Source organism: Streptomyces sp. NBC_00569 (assembly GCF_036345255.1).
Classification (GTDB): domain Bacteria; phylum Actinomycetota; class Actinomycetes; order Streptomycetales; family Streptomycetaceae; genus Streptomyces.
The window spans coordinates 8,469,558-8,487,609 of record NZ_CP107783.1 but is presented as its reverse complement, the minus strand read 5'-3'; the positions used below and the strand labels follow the sequence as shown (position 1 = coordinate 8,487,609).

17 protein-coding genes are annotated in these 18,052 nt (G+C 68.6%); 8 read left to right on the top strand and 9 right to left on the bottom strand.

The annotated features are described in order from the left end of the window. Positions 1-170 precede the first annotated feature (170 nt). The 3 genes from OHO83_RS38200 to OHO83_RS38190 are packed head-to-tail and all read right to left on the bottom strand — an operon-like array spanning position 171 to position 2,715. A complete protein-coding gene (locus OHO83_RS38200) occupies positions 171-845 on the bottom strand; it encodes a 3-oxoacid CoA-transferase subunit B (RefSeq protein ID WP_330280490.1) in 675 nt (224 codons plus the stop codon). Then, positions 842-1,513, bottom strand: a complete 672-nt coding sequence (locus OHO83_RS38195; protein WP_330280489.1) for a 3-oxoacid CoA-transferase subunit A — start codon at positions 1,511-1,513, stop codon at positions 842-844. The genes OHO83_RS38200 and OHO83_RS38195 overlap by 4 nt, the downstream gene beginning before the upstream one ends. After that, entirely contained in the window at positions 1,510-2,715 is a 1,206-nt protein-coding gene (locus OHO83_RS38190; protein ID WP_330280488.1) for a thiolase family protein, read from the bottom strand. The genes OHO83_RS38195 and OHO83_RS38190 overlap by 4 nt, the downstream gene beginning before the upstream one ends. Before the next feature lie 93 nt (positions 2,716-2,808). On the opposite strand from OHO83_RS38190, the gene OHO83_RS38185 reads away from it, so the two are divergent. From OHO83_RS38185 to OHO83_RS38175, 3 genes are all read left to right on the top strand, one after another. Then, entirely contained in the window at positions 2,809-3,696 is an 888-nt protein-coding gene (locus OHO83_RS38185) for a LysR family transcriptional regulator (RefSeq protein ID WP_330280487.1), read from the top strand. 292 nt (positions 3,697-3,988) lie between these two features. Then, the gene (locus tag OHO83_RS38180) at positions 3,989-4,513 is read left to right on the top strand and encodes a hypothetical protein (protein WP_330280486.1); all 525 of its coding nucleotides are present in this window, start codon (positions 3,989-3,991) and stop codon (positions 4,511-4,513) included. Between the two features lie 470 nt (positions 4,514-4,983). Next, the gene (locus OHO83_RS38175) at positions 4,984-5,298 is read left to right on the top strand and encodes a hypothetical protein (RefSeq protein ID WP_266667597.1); all 315 of its coding nucleotides are present in this window, start codon (positions 4,984-4,986) and stop codon (positions 5,296-5,298) included. Positions 5,299-5,338: 40 nt separating this feature from the next. On the opposite strand, the gene OHO83_RS38170 is transcribed toward OHO83_RS38175, so the two are convergent. After that, entirely contained in the window at positions 5,339-5,992 is a 654-nt protein-coding gene (locus OHO83_RS38170) for a TetR/AcrR family transcriptional regulator (RefSeq protein WP_266667599.1), read from the bottom strand. A 148-nt stretch (positions 5,993-6,140) separates the two neighbouring features. On the opposite strand from OHO83_RS38170, the gene OHO83_RS38165 reads away from it, so the two are divergent. From OHO83_RS38165 to OHO83_RS38155, 3 genes are all read left to right on the top strand, one after another. After that, positions 6,141-7,451 (top strand): MFS transporter, encoded by a 1,311-nt coding sequence (locus tag OHO83_RS38165; protein ID WP_330280485.1) that lies wholly within the window; start codon positions 6,141-6,143, stop codon positions 7,449-7,451. 21 nt (positions 7,452-7,472) lie between these two features. Next, the gene (locus OHO83_RS38160) at positions 7,473-9,260 is read left to right on the top strand and encodes a glycoside hydrolase family 3 protein (RefSeq protein ID WP_330280484.1); all 1,788 of its coding nucleotides are present in this window, start codon (positions 7,473-7,475) and stop codon (positions 9,258-9,260) included. Between the two features lie 239 nt (positions 9,261-9,499). After that, the gene (locus OHO83_RS38155) at positions 9,500-10,195 is read left to right on the top strand and encodes a TetR/AcrR family transcriptional regulator (protein WP_330280483.1); all 696 of its coding nucleotides are present in this window, start codon (positions 9,500-9,502) and stop codon (positions 10,193-10,195) included. A gap of 193 nt (positions 10,196-10,388) precedes the next feature. Here the strand turns inward: OHO83_RS38155 and OHO83_RS38150 are convergent, their stop codons facing one another. Genes OHO83_RS38150 through OHO83_RS38135 form a run of 4 tightly spaced genes read right to left on the bottom strand, consistent with a single transcriptional unit; the run spans position 10,389 to position 14,203 of the window. Further along, entirely contained in the window at positions 10,389-11,471 is a 1,083-nt protein-coding gene (locus OHO83_RS38150; RefSeq protein ID WP_330280482.1) for an S-(hydroxymethyl)mycothiol dehydrogenase, read from the bottom strand. A 25-nt stretch (positions 11,472-11,496) separates the two neighbouring features. Continuing rightward, positions 11,497-12,681, bottom strand: coding sequence for an NAD(P)/FAD-dependent oxidoreductase (locus OHO83_RS38145; protein WP_330280481.1), 1,185 nt, complete (start codon positions 12,679-12,681; stop codon positions 11,497-11,499). Next, positions 12,678-13,013, bottom strand: a complete 336-nt coding sequence (locus tag OHO83_RS38140; protein ID WP_330280480.1) for a bifunctional 3-phenylpropionate/cinnamic acid dioxygenase ferredoxin subunit — start codon at positions 13,011-13,013, stop codon at positions 12,678-12,680. Before OHO83_RS38140 ends, OHO83_RS38145 begins: the two co-directional genes overlap by 4 nt. Next, entirely contained in the window at positions 13,010-14,203 is a 1,194-nt protein-coding gene (locus OHO83_RS38135) for a cytochrome P450 (RefSeq protein WP_266667610.1), read from the bottom strand. The genes OHO83_RS38140 and OHO83_RS38135 overlap by 4 nt, the downstream gene beginning before the upstream one ends. 130 nt (positions 14,204-14,333) lie before the next feature. Here OHO83_RS38135 and OHO83_RS38130 point away from each other — a divergent pair, with 130 nt between their 5' ends. Together OHO83_RS38130 and OHO83_RS38125 are read left to right on the top strand one after the other, a co-directional pair. Further along, positions 14,334-15,269, top strand: a complete 936-nt coding sequence (locus tag OHO83_RS38130; protein ID WP_266667612.1) for a LysR family transcriptional regulator — start codon at positions 14,334-14,336, stop codon at positions 15,267-15,269. Between the two features lie 305 nt (positions 15,270-15,574). After that, positions 15,575-16,801, top strand: coding sequence for an MFS transporter (locus OHO83_RS38125; RefSeq protein WP_266667614.1), 1,227 nt, complete (start codon positions 15,575-15,577; stop codon positions 16,799-16,801). Here the strand turns inward: OHO83_RS38125 and OHO83_RS38120 are convergent. Continuing rightward, the gene (locus OHO83_RS38120) at positions 16,736-18,028 is read right to left on the bottom strand and encodes an MFS transporter (protein WP_266667616.1); all 1,293 of its coding nucleotides are present in this window, start codon (positions 18,026-18,028) and stop codon (positions 16,736-16,738) included. The genes OHO83_RS38125 and OHO83_RS38120 overlap by 66 nt on opposite strands. Positions 18,029-18,052: the final 24 nt, after the last annotated feature.

The window sequence follows — 18,052 nt, the reverse complement described above, 5'->3', positions numbered from 1 at the left end:
GTGGGCGCCCTCACCGTCGACATCGGCGACCGCCAGCCGTTTCAGGATATCGCCAAAGTTCACGAGCGGGTTGAGGCCGTCGGGCGCGGCCGGGTGCTGGTCACCATTGCGGACTGACGCCTGCTGTGCGCACCTCGCATGTTCCGCGACGGCGGTCCATCACCCGCACATCACTGCTCGACGACAGTCAGCGGCATGTCCAGGCGTGCGGCGAGCTCGTCCGGCGTGATGCCGAAGGTCTGCGCGACGCGCACTCCTTGGGGGGTGATGTCGAAGACCGCGAGGTCGGTGTATACGCGGTCGACGCAGCCGAGACCGGTGAGGGGGTAACTGCACTCGGAAACCAGCTTGGGTGTGCCGTCCTTGGTGAACAGGGTCATCATCACGAACACCTTCTTGGCGCCGATCGCCAGGTCCATGGCTCCGCCGACGGCGGGGATGGCATCGGGCGCGCCCGTGTGCCAGTTGGCCAGGTCGCCGAGGGCCGAGACCTGGAATGCGCCGAGGACGCAGATGTCGAGATGGCCGCCGCGCATCATGGCGAAGGAGTCGGCGTGGTGGAAGTACGCGGCCCCGGGCAGTTCGGTGACGGGAACCTTGCCCGCGTTGGTCAGGTCGGGGTCGACCTGGGCGTCCTGCGCGGCGGGCCCCATGTTGAGCATGCCGTTCTCGGTGTGGAGGACCACACCTGAGGCGGCGGGCAGATGGTCGGCAACGAGGGTCGGCTGACCGATGCCCAGGTTGACGAAGGCGCCCTGGGGGATGTCGCGCGCGATCAGGGCGGCGATGTCGTGCTTGCTCAGCGGGCCCTGATCGTTCTTCAGTACGTGGCTCGTGGGTTTCATGCGCGTGCCGCCTCCTGCACCACTCGGTCGACATAGATGCTCGCGGTCACGACGGTTTCCGGGTCGATCTCGCCCGTCTCGACGATCTCGCGGACCTGCGCGATCACCGTGGTCGCCGCCGTGGCCATCACCGGCCCGAAGTTGCGGGCGGTCTTGCGGTAGACGAGGTTGCCCATACGGTCGGCGCGGTGGGCGCCGATCAAAGCGACGTCGCCCTTGATGGGGTACTCGAGGACGTAGGTTCGGCCGTCGATGACGCGGGTCTCCTTGCCCTCGGCGAGCAGGGTGCCGACGCCAGTGGGGCAGAAGAAGGCGCCGATGCCGGCCCCCGCCGCCCGCATGCGCTCCGCGAGGTTGCCCTGCGGAACCACCTCGAGCTCGATCCGGCTGGCGCGGTACAGCTCGTCGAACACCCACGAGTCCGCCTGCCGCGGGAAGGAGCAGATCACCTTGCGGACGCGGCCCTTGGCAAGCAGCGCGGCGAGTCCGGTGTCGCCGTTGCCCGCGTTGTTGGAGACCACAGTGAGGTCTTTGGCGCCCTGGCGGATGAGCGCGTCGATCAGGTCGACCGGCATGCCGGCCATGCCGAAGCCGCCGACGAGCACGGTGGAGCCGTCCTCGATCCCGGCCACAGCCTCGTCCACGTCGGCGCATATCTGAGTGGTCATCGGTTGCTCCCGGTCACGTTCTCCAGGACCACGGCGAGTGCCTGGCCCACTCCGATGCAGATGGCCGCGACGCCCCAGCGCTCGCCGGACTCGCGCAGCCGGTGGGCGAGGGTGCCGAGCAGTCGGCCGCCGGACGCGCCGAGCGGGTGGCCGATGGCGATCGCGCCGCCCTTGGCATTGACGATCCCAGGGTCCACCTCCCAGGCGTCGACGCAGGCAAGGGACTGCACGGCGAACGCCTCGTTCAACTCGACGGCGGCGACGTCGGACCAGGTGATCCCGGCGGCCTTGAGCGCCCGGTTCGCCGCCTCCACGGGGGCGTAACCGAACATCTGCGGATCCAGGGCGGACACGCCACGTCCGGCGATCCGGGCAACAGGGTCGGCGCCTATCCGTGCGGCGGCAGCACCCGAACCGAGCAGGACGGCGGAGGCACCGTCGCTCAGCGGGGAGGCGTTACCGGCCGTGATGACCCCGTCGGGGCGGAATACGGGCTTGAGGCCGGCGAGCTTCTCCGCCGTCGAGCCGGGACGGATGCCCTCATCCCGGTCGTGCGTGGCGCCCTTGGCGTCCACGGCGACCGGCACGACCAGGTCGTCGTAGAAGCCCGCGTTCCAGGCCTCGTCGGCGAGGGTGTGGGAGCGGGCCGCGAAGGCGTCCTGGCGTTCGCGGGGGACGTCGAAGCGGTCGGCGAGCTGCTCGTTCGCCTCGCCGAGCGAGACGGTCCACTCCTTGGGCATCCGCTCGTTGACCAGGCGCCAGCCCAGCGTGGTGGACACGGCGGTCATGTCGCCGGCGGGGAAGGCCTTCGCGGGCTTGGACAGGACCCAAGGCGCGCGGGTCATGGACTCGACGCCGCCGGTGAGCACGATGTCCGCGTCGCCGGTCTCGATGGCGCGGGAGGCGATGATCGCGGCGTCCAGGGACGACCCGCACAGGCGGTTGACCGTCGTGGCGGGCACCGACGTCGGGAGCCCGGCGAGAAGGACGGCCATCCTGCCGACGTTCCGGTTGTCCTCACCGGCGCCGTTGGCGTTGCCCCAGACGACGTCGCCGATCTCCGCCGGATCGAGGCCGGGGGTCTTGGCCAGTGTCCCGGTGACGACTCGGGCGGCAAGGTCGTCGGGCCGGACGTTCGCGAGGGCTCCCGAGAACCGTCCGAAGGGGGTTCGTGCTGCTGCGTACAGGTAACTGTCGGTCACACTCCCCACCGTAGAAGCGCCGGGTTCATCACGTCCAAGACCTAGTCAGCATTGATTAATAAGGCATCCTTATGAGTTGGATAGGCTGGGGTCATGGAACTCCGTCAGCTCCGGTCCTTCCTCGCCCTCGCCGAGGAGTGCCACTTCGGCCGCGCGGCGGCCCGTCTGCACATGGCACAGCCCGCCCTCTCACAGCAGATCAAGCAGCTGGAACGAGAGTTGGGCGTCACCCTGTTCCACCGGTCCACGCGCCGCGTCGAACCCACCGAGGCCGGCCGCCGGCTCACCGACTACGCGCGCGCCCTGGTGACGGAGGAGGAGCGGGCCCGCATCCACATGCGCGAGCTGGCCACCGGCCACGCGGGGCGGGTGTCGGTGGGCTTCATCGGCACGGCCACGTACGACGTGCTGCCGCGGGTCGCACGGACCGTACGGGCACAGCTGCCCGGCATCACCCTGGACCTGCGCGGTGAGCTGCTCACCCCGGAACTCGTGGAGGGCGTGCGCTCGGGCACGTACGATCTCGCGGTCGTCCGCGGCGCGGCCGGAGACGCGGACCTGCTCGTCACACCGCTGCGGTCCGAGCCGCTGGTGGCCGTGCTGCCCTCGCACCACCCGCTGGCGGGCCGCGCGAACATCGGCCTTGAGGAGCTGGCCGGCGAACCGTTCGTCATCCATCCCTCGCGGTCACGATCCTCCATGTACGACCGCGTGCTGTCCGCGTGCGAGCGTGCCGGGTTCCAGCCGGTCTCGCTGATCGAGGTCGGCGAGACGGCCACCCTCGTCGTCTTCGTAGCCGCCGGCCACGGGGTCGCTCTGGTGCCTCGGTCCGTACGCAGTCTCAGCCTCGACGGCGTCACCTACCTGCCGCTGGCGGAACCCGAGACGGTCGATCTCCTCCTGGCCCGCCGGGCACGCCGCGCCTCCCCCGCGACCGACCAGGTCGTCTCGGTGATCGAGGTGTGCGTCAGCGCTCAGTGAGCGCCGGCTGCCGCGGTGCCTCAACCGGTCACGGCCTGACGATCGGACGACAGGTTGAAAGGGCGGACCATTGAGGTTCGCCCCACTGTCACACCCCGCCCAGTCCCGAGCGCCGAGCAGGGCGCGAGGCAGACGGGCAGGGATGAGATCGCGGCCGAAGCGTGGGCGTGGTCCGGACGCTGCGGCGCCGAATGCTTCGTTCACGTCAGGTGCTCGCCTCGGGCTGCCGAGCGGGCGAACTATGCGATGGCGTCGTGGAGAAGACAGATGCGGCCGGCCCTTGTGCGCCAATGTGCTCGAGCATCCTGATGGCCGGATGCTCATCCCCCTATGCGAATGCGGCGTCGCCGGAATGCGTGCTGATGAGGCCAGTCGCCTTCTCCCGCTGCCGGATGCCGATCTCCTCCGCCTGCTCAAGAAGCTCAGCGACAGTGAAGCCGCCGGCAGATATCACGTGCAGAGGTACCTGTCGGAAGCCGTTCCCTGGTCATACGCCTTTGGCTTCCCGCCCTGGGACCGCAAGCGAGGAGAGGAACGCTGGCATCCCAGGCTGGATCGCGGCGACTGGGTCGATCGCGTCCACGGCACGCTCGACGTGCTCGCCCGGGGGGCGCGCGGCGCCAGGGATGCCTCGGGACACCTTGGTGAGGTTCCGATCGATCGAGACCAACGGACCTTCATACTCCCGCCGTACGTCGAGGCGATGCGCAGGAGCACTCCAGGGCAATTTGAGCCGTTGTCTGACGCCGAAGTGCCTGCTGCGCCTCAGACGGTGATCGTTGAGCGAAAGCCAAAGCGGACGCGGAAGCGGAAGTAGGCGCCCCGTCCTCGTCGGCAGCCACCGTGCCCGGATCAACTGCGGATCAGATCCTCTCCGAGCGATGGCACCGACAGGAGGCCACCAGCCGCCTTGAACCACCAGCTGAGGTCACATGGATCAGCGGCACCGCCTAGCGTCACAGGACCCCACGCCCTGCCACACTCAAGTAGGCGGCAGAGCGTCTGACCAGTTCCACAGGGCGGCTGACGACCCATCAGAACGAGCGCCATTTCGGCGTCAAGATATCGCCCGTAACGCCCACACTGTACATAATGCGCACGGGTAAAAGCGCAGGTCAGGCGCCCTTCGCGACCGGTTCAAACACCGCGACGCATTCAACATGGTGCGTCATCGAGAACACGTCGAGACAACACCGACGGCTCCCGCTGCCAGCGCAGAAATGAACAAGCACCGCACAGCCCGGCGCACCCGTCCCGGTACTCACCTTCCAGGGGGACGCCGACCCGGTGAACCCGTACCTCGGCGGCGGCGCACCCTACTGGGGTTACGGGGCGGAGAGCGCCCTGCACACCTGGGCGAAGCTCAATGGCTGCAAGGCGGGCCCGCGCACCGCCGAGGTCTCCACACACGTCGACAAGGTGACGTACAAGGGCTGCCGCACGGGCGCAGACACGCAAATGTATGTCGTGCACGGCGGCGGCCACACTTGGCCCGGTTCCACCGGCCCCGAGATGCCCGGACTCGGCCCGGTCACCCACGAGATCGACGCCACCGAGATCATGTGGGACTTCTTCAGCGCGCAAAGTCACGCCACAAAGTGAGTCGGCTGCCCGCGCCCGCAGCGGGTGCGGCCAGTCACCGTCACTTGGGCAGACCGGACCCATCCCGATTGATCGAGCGCAGCAGCCGGTCGATATAGCGCCGCAGCCCGCCCGTCATGTCGTAGGCGCCAGGCGCGAGCGCCCACTGCAGCTGCAACCCGTCCATGACAGCGACGAGTTCACTCGCGACGCCTTCGCAGTCAGTGCCGGGCTCCAACACGCCGCGTTCCAGGTCACCGCGGAGAGCTCCGGCGATCTTGGCGATGACGGCGCCATAGCGGCGCACGAAGAAGTCATGGGCGGGGTGGCCGGGTTCACCGGCCTCAGCAGCAAGGACGTTGAACATCCTGGTCCGGCCGGGCCGCTGAGCGTTGGACTCGGCCAGCTCCAGCATCGCCTCGAACACCTCCACCACACTGCCGGGTTCCTTCGCGAAGAACCGCGCCACATCCTGCTCCTCGCTGCGTTCCAGGACGGAGACGAGAAGGTCTTCCTTGGATCGGAAGTGGTGCAGGAGTCCCCCCTGCGTGATGCCAACATCCTTGGCGATGCGGGCCAGCGAGGAGGCGTGGAAACCCCATTGGGCATAGTGCTCGACGGCCGTGTCCAGGATCCTCGCGCGCCGTTCGTCACCGACGGCATAGCTGCCCCTGGCCGCGTTCGTCCGCGGGTTCCGCTCCTGCTTCCGGTCCATGAGGTTCACCTTAACGGGCGGCCGACAAGGCCCCACCTGGTGTGATTCAAGCCACTTCAACGAAACCTACTGGTCACTCGCTTTTCACGTCTACGCTGACCGCGCAGGTCGGCAAGGAAGCCGTCCCCGTCCTCTCAGGAGAGCCGTCATGGCTGTCTTCCCCGGCGTCGCCCCGAGCGCCAAACCCCCCGAGTCCGCACCCACGGCCGCTGCGGCCCCCGCTCCCGGTCCGGCCCCGGCGAACGCCTCCGGCAAGCTGGTCTTCGGACTCGCCTTCGCCCAGTTCGGCGTCATGGCCACCCTGCTCACCCCGGTGATGGTGACCCTCGCCCTGCGCGTCGCCCAGATCGTCCCCGAGGGCGACCGGGGTGCCGCCCTCGGCCAGGTCCTCTCCCTCGGCGCGGTCCTCGCAATGATCGCCAACCCCGTGATGGGCGGCCTCTCCGACCGCACCACGTCCCGGTTCGGCCGACGCAGGCCCTGGCTGCTCGGCGGTGTGCTCGCCGCCTTCGCGGGCCTGGTAGTGGTGGCACTCGGTGGCAATGTCCCGACGCTGATGCTCGGCTGGGCCCTCGCTCAGATCGGCGGCAACGCGGCCCTGACCGCCGTCACTGCCAGCATCCCAGACTTCGTGCCCGAGCATCAGCGCGCCCGGGTCTCCGGCATGGTCGGCATGACGACGTCCCTGTCGATGATCGCGGGCAGCGGCCTCGCGAACGCCTTCAGCACCCACCTCGCGCTCGCCTTCCTCGGCCCTGGCCTGCTAGGCATCGCCGGCGTAATAACGCTGTGCGCGGTGATGAAGGACCGCCCGGCCCGCCTCGGCGCCTTCGCGCCGTACAGCTTCAAGGAGTTCCTGCGCAGCTTCTGGGTCAGCCCGTGCAAGCACCCGGACTTCGTGTGGAACTTCGCGGGCCGCTTCCTGGTGTTCGTCGGCATTTCCTGCGTCACTTCCTACCAGGCGTACTTCCTGATGGACCGCCTCGGTTACGACGACGACCAGGTCGCGAACAAGCTGTTCGTCGGCATTCTCGTCATGGTCGTCACCGTCGTCGCTGGCTCGGTCATCGGCGGGCAGCTCTCTGACCGCTCGGGCCGCCGCAAGCCGTACGTGCTCGGCTCCTCGATGATCATTGCGGCAGGCCTGGCCCTGCTCGCGTTCGCGCACTCCTTCCCGGTCTTCCTGCTCGCCCTGGCGGTCTTCGGCTTCGGTGAGGGGCTGTACCTCTCCGTCGACGTGGCGCTGGCCGCCGCCGTGCTGCCCGACCCCGAGCAGGCCGCCCGCGACATGGGCGTCCTCAACATCGGCAACGCGCTCCCCCAGTCGCTCGTCCCGATCGTCGCCCCGGCCCTGCTCGCCCTCGGCGGCGGCGGGAACTACGGCGCCCTATTCCTCTTCGGCGGTATCGCGTGCGTGCTCGGCGCGTTCGCCGTCCAGTTCATTCGCAGCGTCAAGTAGCTCCAAGTAAGGCACCAAGCGATGAAGCCCACGGCACAGAAGTCCACGATCCGCAACGAAGGCCACCCGTACCAGAACCCTGAACTCCCCGTGGAGCAGCGGGTTGAAGACCTCCTGAGCCGGATGACGCTCGCCGAGAAGGCCGGCCAGCTCTTCCACACCATGCTCGCCATGAAGCCGGAAGGCTCCACCATCGAGAAGGGCGACGCCGGCGTCATACCGCTGGACACCACGTCCATGCTCCAGGGCCAGTTCATGACCCACTTCAACCTCATGGGGACGTACGAGCCTGGCGCCATGGCGCGCTGGCACAACACCCTCCAGTCGATGGCCGCCGACACCCGCCTCGGCATCCCGGTCACGCTCTCCACCGACCCGCGCCACGGCTTTACCGACAACGTCGGCGCGTCCTTCAACGCGGGCGCCTTCTCCGCTTGGCCCGAGCCCATCGGCCTCGCGGCCCTGCGCGATCCGAAGCTGGTGTACGAGTTCGCGGACACGGTGCGCCGGGAGTACCTCGCCGTCGGCTTCCGGGTGGCCCTGCACCCGCAGATCGACCTGGCCAGCGAGCCGCGCTGGTCCCGCCAGAACGGCACCTTCGGCTCGGACGCGGCCCTCACCTCGCAGCTGGTCCGCGCCTACGTTCGCGGCCTCCAGGGCGACACGCTCGGCAAGCAGTCGGTGTCCGCGATGGTCAAGCACTTCCCCGGCGGTGGCCCCCAACTGGACGGCGAGGACCCGCACTTCCCCTGGGGCAAGGAGCAGATCTACCCCGGCGGCATGCGCGACCTGCACCTCGAACCCTTCAAGGCGGCCATCGCAGCCGGGTGCGCGCAGATGATGCCGTACTACGGCCAGCCCATCGGCACCGACTGGGAGGAAGTCGGCTTCGGCTTCAACAAGGGCGTCGTGCAAGGTCTGTTGCGTGACCGCCTCGGTTTCGACGGCATCGTCTGCACCGACTGGGGCCTGATCAGCGACGCGGAGATCTTCGGTGAGATGCACGAGGCGCGCGCCTGGGGCCTCGAATCGCTCACCGAACTGGAGAAGGCGGCGCGGGTCCTGGACGCGGGCTGCGACCAGTTCGGCGGCGAATCCCGCACGGACCTGATCATCGAGCTCGTCGAGTCTGGGCGGATCCCCGAGTACCGCCTGGACCAGTCCCTGCGGCGCATCCTGCGCGACAAGTTCGTCCTCGGACTCTTCGACGCCCCGTACGTCGATGCCGACGCGGCTGCCGAGACGGTGGGCCGCACCGACTTCACCGAAGCAGGTGCGAAGGCACAGCGCCGCTCGCTGACGCTGCTTACCAACCCGGGCGGCACTCTGCCCGTCACCGGTCGCCCGAAGTTGTACGTCGAGAACGTGACAGCCAAAACAGCCGCGCAGTACGGCAAGTTGGTGGACGCGCCCGAGCAGGCCGATCTCGCGGTACTACGCCTGCGCACGCCGTACGAACCTCGTCCCAACACCTTCGAGTCGTTCTTCCACTCCGGCACGCTCGCCTTCACGCCCGAGGAACTGAAGCCGATCCTCGACCTCCTTGCCACGGTCCCGACGGTCGTCTGCATCAACCTGGAGCGGGCGGCCGTCATCCCGGAGATCGCCGAACGCGCCGCAGCCCTCGTCGCCGACTACGGGGCGAGCGACACCGCACTCCTGGATATCGCCTTCGGCAAGGCCAAGCCGGAAGGACGGCTGCCCTTTGAGCTCCCGCGCTCCATGGAGGCCGTGGCGGCCTCCCGTCCCGATGTCCCCAACGACACGGAGAACCCGCTGTTCCCGTACAGGGCGGGCCTGACCTTGTAGGCGAGGGTGTCCGAGCAGGGGCACCGGCGGGACCTTCCCGCCACCGGTCACCGCACAGCAGCTGGGCCACCGGGACCAACCTCTCACGTCACCAACGGGCTGCGAATGAGTGCACGTTCGCCTGCGTGTGTCGGCCACGCGGGGACCGTCTCGTTCTCGATCTGACCGAGCGGCGCGGACTCCTGGTCAACAGGATCGTTGCTCGGTGACGGAAACAGCCGCCGGATAGGGTCGACGGCGTGGCAGCGCAGGAGAAGGCAGCGGGCAGGCAGGCGGCACGGTCCGGCAAGCGGCAGCAGCGCAGGCAGCCCAGTGATCCCGGCCGGCAGCGCGACCCGGTGGGGACACGGCGGTCCATTCTGGCCGCTGCCGGTGCAGAGTTCGGCACCCACGGGTTCGAAGGGGCCCGGGTGGTGCGGATCGCCGAGGCCGCCGGAGTCAGCCACCAGCTGATCACCTACTACTTCGGCGGTAAGCGCGGGTTGCACGAGGCGCTGAGCGACCGATGGCCGTCGACGGCCATGCCGGTCAACCGCGACCTGTCTATCGACAAGGTCGCACGGCGGTACGTGCACTTGGCGCACGACGACCCGGGGTGGGTGCACAGACTGGCACGCGAGCAGCCCGACGTCCCGTCGCCAGCCGGGGACGAGCGGGCCGCCGAGCTGTTGAAGTGCGTGGAGGAACTCCGCGCGCGCCAGGCACGCGGCGAGCTCCGTGGCGACATCGACGTCGGCGTTCTGTTCCTCGTCTTCTTCGCCGCCTCGGTCGCCCCCGTCGCCCTGCGTTCGATCACCCGCGAGTTCACCCAGCAGGATCCGGGCTCCGAGGAGTTCATCGACCACTACGCCGACCAGGTCGCCCGCATCATGGCGGTGATCGGTGACGCGGCAGCAGTGGAGGACGCCCACGCGCCCGAACCGTCCGGGGGCTGATCACCGGCGTCATTCCCATCAGCAGTCCGTTCCCATCAGAAGACGAGGAGCCATCTGCCGATGAACCAAGCGCCCTCACGCTGACGACGGCCGTCGCCACTCGTAGGGCAGCAAACGTCCCGCACTCCCGCTCCGAAGACCGAGTCGCAACTCCTGGCCGAGGCAAGCGACGCCGCCGCGAACACCCCATCGTTCAGAACGCCACCACGGACCGCAGCACCTCACCCGTGTGCATCTTCTCGAAGGCCTTCTCCACATCGTCCAGAGAGATCGTCTCGGTGACGAAGGCGTCCAGGTCCAGACGCCCCTGCCGGTACAGATCCACCAGCATGGGGAAGTCCCTCGAGGGGAGGCAGTCGCCGTACCAGGAGGACTTCAGCGCCCCGCCGTGACCGAAGACGTCCAGCAGTGGCAGTTCCACCTTCATCTCCGGCGTCGGCACCCCGACCAGCACGACGACGCCGGCCAGGTCCCGGGCCTGGAATGCCTGAAGGTAGGTCTCCGGTCGCCCCACGGCCTCGATGACGACATCCGTGCCGAACCCGTCGGTCAGCTCGCGTATCGCCGTCACGGGCTCGGTTCGGCGGGAGTTGACCGTGTGGGTGGCGCCGAAGGTCTCGGCCGTGGCCAGTTTCCGGTCGTCGATGTCCACGGCGATGATCCGAGCGGCTCCGGCGAGGCGTGCTCCGGCGATCGCGGCGTCGCCGACTCCCCCGCAGCCGATCACAGCGACGCTCTGACCACGCGTGATCGCGGCCGTGTTGAGGGCGGCTCCCAGCCCGGCCATGAGCCCGCACCCGAGGAGCCCCACCGCTTCGGGGCGGGCCGGGGCGACCTTCGTGCACTGCCCCGCGGCCACGAGCGTCTTCTCCGCGAAGGCGCCGATGCCGAGGGCGGGGGCCAGTTCCGTTCCGTCGGCGAGCGTCATCTTCTGCCGCGCGTTGTGCGTGTCGAAGCAGTACCAGGGCTGTCCCCGCCTGCAGGCACGGCAACGCCCGCATACCGCACGCCAGTTGAGGATGACGAAGTCCCCCGGGGCGACGTCGGTGACGTCTTCGCCGACCGCTTCCACGACTCCCGCGGCCTCATGACCGAGCAGGAAGGGGAAGTTCTCGCCGATCGAGCCCTGCCGGTAGTGGAGGTCGGTATGACACACCCCGCAGGCCTGTACCCGCACAAGAGCCTCTCCCGGACCCGGGTCGGGCACCAGGATGGTCTCGACCGATACGGGAGCGCCCTTCTCGAGCGCCACCACACCTCGGACCTCATGCGTCATGTCTGTGTTCCTTTCGAAGGTCGGTTCACCGAGTGGCCCAGGTGCCGCGGAGTTCCCGCCGCAGCCGCCCGAACTCCTTGGGGCTGTCGACGGCGAGCACCCCGGTGACAGCGCCGTCGCGTCGGTACACGGCCACGAAGCCGCTGTCGAACGAGCCGGAGACCAGTTCCAGGGCGTCGTCTGCATCGGGCCGGCCGGCGATCTGCAGATGGGAGTCGTACTGGTCGGACCAAACGTAGGGAAGCGGGTCGTGGGCGGGCTGCTCCACGGGGTCCTCCCCGCGCAGCGTGGCCAGCAGCGACCTGGCCGCGGTGGCCGGCATGTCGCGCGCGTTGGTCCAGTGTTCGATACGCAACCGCCGGCCACCCCGACAGCGATACGCGGCCACATCTCCCGCCGCGACGACTCCGGGCACAGTGGTTCGGCACCACTCGTCCGTGAGGACGCCGTTGTCCAGGGCGACCCCGGAACCCGCCAGCCACTCGGTGTTGGGTACGGCGCCGATGCCGACGACGACCACGTCCGCGGGCAGCGAGCGGCCGTCGGACAGGGACACCGCCTGCACCCTGTCCCGGCCGACGAGCCCCGTGACGCTGACGCCGGTCACCAGCGGGACGCCGTGGTCCGTGTGCAGGCGGCGCAGGACTCCGGCGGCGGCAGAACCCAGCTGCCGCAGAAGCGGCATCTGCTCGAACTCGACGATGGTCACCTCGTGTCCGAGAGCACGCGCCGCAGAGGCGACCTCCGCGCCGATGAATCCGCCTCCCACCACGGCGACCCGGCCCGGGCGGGACAGGTCGTCGCGCAGCCTGCGCGCGTCGTCGAGCGTCCGCAGGGTGTGTACCGAGTCCAGCTCCGGCACGCCGGAAAGCGTGCGGGCGCGGGCTCCGGTCGCGATGACGACACCTTCCGCGTGAAGGCTTTGCCCGTCGGACAGCGTGAGGTGACGCGTCACCGGATCGAAGGCTGTGGCGCGCGTCCCGAGCAGCCACTCGGCGTCGAGCTCGGCACGCGACGCCGTGTCCGTCAGCGCGATGTCGCAGGCCTCGTACGTTCCCAGGAGAACCTGCTTGGACAACGGCGGTCGGTCGTAAGGCTCGACGGCCTCCTCACCGATCATCACGAGGCGCCCGTCGTGCCCTTGAGCGCGCAGCGCCTCGCCAGCCCTGACCCCGGCCAGGCCGACGCCGACGACAGCGATCGTGCTCATCGTGCCGGCTCCTCGGCCGCCACGGAGGACTCCTCCACGTACACGATGCCGTCGACGAGTCGGACGGCATGGGTGCGGATGGAGCGCCGGGCGGGCGGGCAGTCGGGCCTGCCGGTCCGCACGTCGAAACGGGACTCGTGGAGGGGACACTCGACCTCGTGTCCGTCGAGCCAGCCGTCGGAGAGTGAGGCCGTTTCGTGAGAGCAGGTGTCGTCGATGCAGAAGACGCGGTCGCCGACCTTGACGAGTGCCAGAGGGGCCGGAAGATCGGGCCTGGCGATGCGGGTGACCGTGCCCGGAGTGAGTTCCTCGACGGAGCAGAGCTGAATCACTGAACCGCTGCCTTTCCCTGCTGTGTGTCGTGCTGCATCCGGACCGAGTCCGGGCCACGGAACATCCAACCGGTCAGGTTCGGCGTTCCGTTGACGCGCAGACCCGTGAGCGTCTCGAACAGCACAGGTACGGCGGTGCGCAGCTGCTCGCGCGCCAGATAGGTGCCGAGGCAGTAGTGGGCGCCGAGGGAGAAGGCCAGATGGTCCTGAAGATCGGGGCGGTCGATGTCGAACGCGTCCGGGTCGGGGAACTTCCGCTCGTCGCGGTTGGCCGACCCGGCGAGTGCGAGCAGTTTGTCCCCTGCTCGCAGGGTCACACCTTCGACGGTGTGGTCGACGGCGAGCTGCCGTGGAAGGGCGCCGATGGGGCTGAGCCAGCGCATGGTCTCCTCGATGGCGGCGTCGAGGGCCGCGGATTCGGCGAGAACGCGGTCGCGCAGTTCGGGCCGCATGCTCAACTGCCAGACGAGCGTGGCCAGGGCATGCCACGGCTCGTTGAAGCCACCGGAGATCATCAGGCGCACCTGGTCGGCGATCTCCTCGGCCGACAGCGGTTCGGCGAGGTCGGCGTGGACCATGGCGGAGATGACGCTGTGGTCCGGTGCGGCCGTCACGCGCGTGATCGTCTCCCGCACCCGTTCCCCCACCTCGTCCCTTGCGCGCCCGGCACGCTCCCAGACGGCCGGGTCGTCCTCATGGTTGGCCAGACCGGCGATGAAGGCACCGGACCACTCGACCACCTGCGCGGTCGTCACGTCCGACAACCCCGCGGTGTTCGCCAGCGCCTGCGCGGCGAAGGGTGCCGCGAAGTCTGACACCAGATCGAACTCCGGCTTGTCCCGCAGTGCTTCGGCGAGTTTTCGTGCGTGCGCGGTGAGCCCCGCCGACCAGTGCTGGCGTACGGTGCGGCGCTTCAGCGGGCCGTCCACGGCGGAGCGCAGCCGGCGGTGGGCGTCCCCGTCGGTCCGGATCATGACTCGTCCCATGGTGCGCTCCGCAAGGGAGTTGTGCTGGTGTGCGCTGAAGATCTCGGGGTGCTCGTCCACGAAGACGACGTCCTCGTAACGGCTGACGAGCCACATGTTGAGTCCGTCCGACCAGGCCCATGGCTCGTTCTTCCTGAGCTCGCGGTACACGGGGTACGGATCGGCGTACAGGTCCCTGTTGGTGAGATTCGTTGCGATGGGCATAGCGGCTCCTCACATGGGATGTGTGCCACATCGGGATGCTGTGACTGTCCTGCACAGGGCCGCGAGCAGGGAATACCCTGGAATCCATTAAATGATCGGAAACAACCACAGGAATCCTGAGGTATGGACGATGACGCTCTCCCTGCGACAGCTTCGGTACTTCGTGGCGGCAGCGGAGATGCGCACCATCTCGGGTGCCGCGGCACGCGAGCACATCTCGCAGTCGACCGTCGCGCTGGCCATCAGTGAGCTGGAGCGCACGCTCGGCGTCCAGTTGTTCCTCCGGCAACAGGCCAAGGGGCTGACCATCACGCAGGCCGGCCTGGCGGTGCTCGCCGATGCACGCCCGCTGCTCGCCCACGCGGACGAACTGGTTTCCAGCGCACGCCACTTGGGCGGACAGCTCTCGGGTGACCTCACCGTCGGCTGCTACACGACCTTGGCCCCGTTCCTGATGCCGGGCTTGTTGCAGGGCTTCGCCGCGGAACACCCGACGGTCGAGCTGAACTTCGTCGAGGGCTCACAAGTGGAGCTGCAGGAGCGGTTGTTGGACGGAACGTGCGAGATGGCACTGCTCTACGAACTCGACCTGCAACCGGGCGTGCACCACGAGACGCTCTACCGAACCCGCCCTCACGTACTGCTCCCCCACACGCACCCGCTGGCCGGGCAGGGGGCAGTGAGCCTGCACGACCTCGCGGACGAGCCCATGGTCCTTCTCGACTATCCGCCGAGCCGTCACTACTTCACTCAGTTGCTCGCATCGCTCGGCGTGCGGCCCACGGTCCGGCACACGACCAGCAGCTTCGAGACCGTGCGGTCCCTGGTCGCGCGGGGGCTCGGCTACTCGCTTCTGATTCAACGGCCGCCTTCCGGCATCAGCTACGAGGGAATCCCACTGGCCGAATGCGCGATCCAGGAGGAGGTGCCGGAGATGCCCGTACTCCTCGCCAGGCCGACCCGCGCGAAACTCACGCGCCGGGCTCAGGCTTTCGCCGATTACTGCCGCCGCACGCTCGCGGACGGACCGACGCACCCGGCAGACGGAGACTTCAGTATTCGATGAGTCCGCCCAATCGGGGCTGCACCGATACTAGACGTACCGTTTCGACGGTGCTTATCTTGCCGACACAACGCACTTCTCCCGGCGGCCTCCCGGTGTGACCCATCGACGCACGACTGCGCGGGCGACGGTGCAACCACCGTCGCCCGCGCCCGCCGCCGTCCGTACCTGGTCCTGCCCGCACGTGATCGCTGCCCTGCCATGCCCGCCTGCCCGGTCGCCGAGCCGACGCCGGGCGGCCGACACCTGCACACAGCGACAGGACGACCTGCCCGGCACCTACGACGTTGCACCGCGAGGGGACTGACATGTCATCAACATCCGAGCGCTGGACTGTGCTCGGCGGTTCATTCCTGGCCTACATGTTCGACGCGCTGGAGTTGGCGATCCTCGCCCTCGCGCTGCCTCACATCCGGGAGGACCTCGGGCTGTCGCTCGCCGAGGGCGGACTGCTGGCCACGGCCACGCTGATCGGCATAGGCGTCAGCAGCATCACCTTGGGACGGATCGCTGACAGGTACGGCCGCAAGCGGGCACTGATGATGTCACTGGCCGTCTTCGGCATGTTCACCACGGCCATCGCCGCAGCTCCGGGATTCTGGACGATTCTGCTGCTGAGGTTCCTGTCGGGCCTCGGCCTCGGTGGCGTCTGGAGCGCTGTGTCGGCCTACGTGGTGGAGACCTGGCCGCAGCGGCTGCGTGGCCGCGCCACGTGCTTCGCCTTGAGTTCGTCGCCGGTCGGTGGCCTGCTCGCCGCCGTGCTGGCCCCTGCGCTCCTGCCCGACTGGCGCATGTTGTTCTTCGTCAGCGGCCTCGGCGCCGTGCTGCCCCTGCTCGTCGTCGGATTCGCCTTCGACGAGTCCAAGGAGTGGATCGCACATCGTCGGCTTCCCGTGCGTGCGGCCGAAAAGGGCGGCCCGCGCCAGGTGTTCGATCGCGCTCTCCTACGGGTCACCCTGTTCGGAACGCTGCTGGCCACCTTCGCTCTGATCGGATGGTGGGGGACCTCGACCTGGCTGCCCACCTTCCTGGGGGCAGACCATGGGCTCAGTGTCTCCGAGATCGCCACATTCATGATCGTTCTGAATCTGGGGAACTTCGCGGGGTGCAATGTCTTCGGGTACCTGGCGGACCGTCACGGGCACCGGCGCGTCGTGGCGACCGCGCTCCTCGGAAGCGGAGTTCTCCTCGCTGTGACCGTGACGCAGTCCCCAGGCGCCTTCTTGCTCGGATCAGTAGCGGCTTTCGGGATCTGCACCTCCTTCTTCGGCCTCTTCGGCGGCTACCTCGCCGGCCTCTTCCCCACCGAGGTGCGAGCCACCGGAGCGGGTCTCTGCTTCAACGTGGGACGCGGCGTATCAGCCTGCGCGCCGTTCCTGCTCGGTTCATTGGCATCCGCCGGAAGCCTCGGCACCGGGTTGCTGGTGTGCGCGGGCTTCTTCCTGCTGGCCGCTACCACGCTGATCGGGCTACCGCCCACCGCCGTCACCCGCGCGGTGGCGCCTCGAGTTGCTCCGGCGCGCGGTGGCACCTGATGTGGTCGGTGGTGCGGGGCGGCGCCGTTCGGCGCGACTGCCGAATGCCCAGACCAGCACCGTCAGTACGCCAAGTGCCAGACCCAGCACGCACACCCCGGACCATTCTCCCGCCGCGTACACCGCGCTGGTGAGTGCGGAGCCGATGGCGCCACCGATGAAGTACGCCGTCATGTAGGCCGAGTTGACGCGGCTCAGCGCACCGGTGTTCAACTGGTAGATGCGGCTCTGATTGGCGACCTGAAGTCCTTGCACGGCCAAAGTGAAGACCGCTGCTCCGATGATGATCGGCACGATGTGGTGGTCCCCGAAGAACAGGACTACCCAGGACACGGCGAGCAGCAGGCAGCTGAGCGTGGTCAACAAGCCTCCGCGGCCCTGGTCGGTGAGCGTGCCTACGGGCCGGGCCACGAGACTGCCCACGGCGCCGAGCAGTCCGAACAGGCCGATGGTGCCGACCGAGTAGTGGTACGGCGCTCCGCTCAGCAGCATCGTCAGTGCGGTCCACAGCACCGAGAACCCGGCGAAGCTGAGACCACCGAGCATCATGCGTACGCGGAGCACCGGCTCCCGTCCAATGATGCGGAACGTGGAAGCCAGCAGTGCTCCATAGCCGATCCGTTCGGAGGATGACGTCACGACCGGCATCCGTAGCCGCAGGACCAGTGCGAGAAGGGCCATCGCCACGGCGGCCGCGCCGTAGACGGTGCGCCAGCCGGCGAAATCGGCGAGGTAGCCGGCCACGGTGCGGGCCAGGACGGAACCGAGCAGCAATCCCATCGCGATCGTTCCGACCACTCGCCCGCGGTGGTGCGGCGGCGCGAGTTCGGTGGCGAACGGGACGAGGACCTGCGCGGTCGACGCGCCGACGCCGGCGACGGTGGCAGCGGTCAGGAACAACGGGGCGGAAGGGGCGAGCGCCATCGCGGCCAGGGCGACCGCGGTCGTCAGTGCCATCAGCGGCACGAATCTCGCCCGGTTGACGAGATCACCGAGGGGCAACAGCAGGAGCAGCCCTGCCGCGTAACCCGCCTGTGTCAGCGTGATGAGGAGAGCCGCGGTGGACGAGGAGGTGTGCAGCCCTCGCCCGATGGCGTCGAGAAGCGGTTGCCCGTAGTAGAGGTTGGCCACGCACAGTCCGGTGGCCGTGGCCAGGAGCCCGACGATGCCGCCCGTCGACCGGCCTGCGGGTGACTGGAGGGAGTCGGTCTTGGCACCAACAGACATGATTCTCCTTTGCAGTTGTTGATC

Excerpts from the sequence above, each read along its gene's own strand:
- OHO83_RS38200 (WP_330280490.1), bottom strand. The coding sequence starts at position 845 with ATGAAACCCACGAGCCACGTACTGAAGAACGATCAGGGCCCGCTGAGC.
- OHO83_RS38195 (WP_330280489.1), bottom strand. The coding sequence starts at position 1,513 with ATGACCACTCAGATATGCGCCGACGTGGACGAGGCTGTGGCCGGGATC.
- OHO83_RS38185 (WP_330280487.1), top strand. The coding sequence starts at position 2,809 with ATGGAACTCCGTCAGCTCCGGTCCTTCCTCGCCCTCGCCGAGGAGTGC.
- OHO83_RS38170 (WP_266667599.1), bottom strand. The coding sequence starts at position 5,992 with ATGGACCGGAAGCAGGAGCGGAACCCGCGGACGAACGCGGCCAGGGGC.
- OHO83_RS38165 (WP_330280485.1), top strand. The coding sequence starts at position 6,141 with ATGGCTGTCTTCCCCGGCGTCGCCCCGAGCGCCAAACCCCCCGAGTCC.
- OHO83_RS38160 (WP_330280484.1), top strand. The coding sequence starts at position 7,473 with ATGAAGCCCACGGCACAGAAGTCCACGATCCGCAACGAAGGCCACCCG.
- OHO83_RS38150 (WP_330280482.1), bottom strand. The coding sequence starts at position 11,471 with ATGACGCATGAGGTCCGAGGTGTGGTGGCGCTCGAGAAGGGCGCTCCC.
- OHO83_RS38145 (WP_330280481.1), bottom strand. The coding sequence starts at position 12,681 with ATGAGCACGATCGCTGTCGTCGGCGTCGGCCTGGCCGGGGTCAGGGCT.
- OHO83_RS38135 (WP_266667610.1), bottom strand. The coding sequence starts at position 14,203 with ATGCCCATCGCAACGAATCTCACCAACAGGGACCTGTACGCCGATCCG.
- OHO83_RS38130 (WP_266667612.1), top strand. The coding sequence starts at position 14,334 with ATGACGCTCTCCCTGCGACAGCTTCGGTACTTCGTGGCGGCAGCGGAG.
- OHO83_RS38125 (WP_266667614.1), top strand. The coding sequence starts at position 15,575 with ATGTCATCAACATCCGAGCGCTGGACTGTGCTCGGCGGTTCATTCCTG.
- OHO83_RS38120 (WP_266667616.1), bottom strand. The coding sequence starts at position 18,028 with ATGTCTGTTGGTGCCAAGACCGACTCCCTCCAGTCACCCGCAGGCCGG.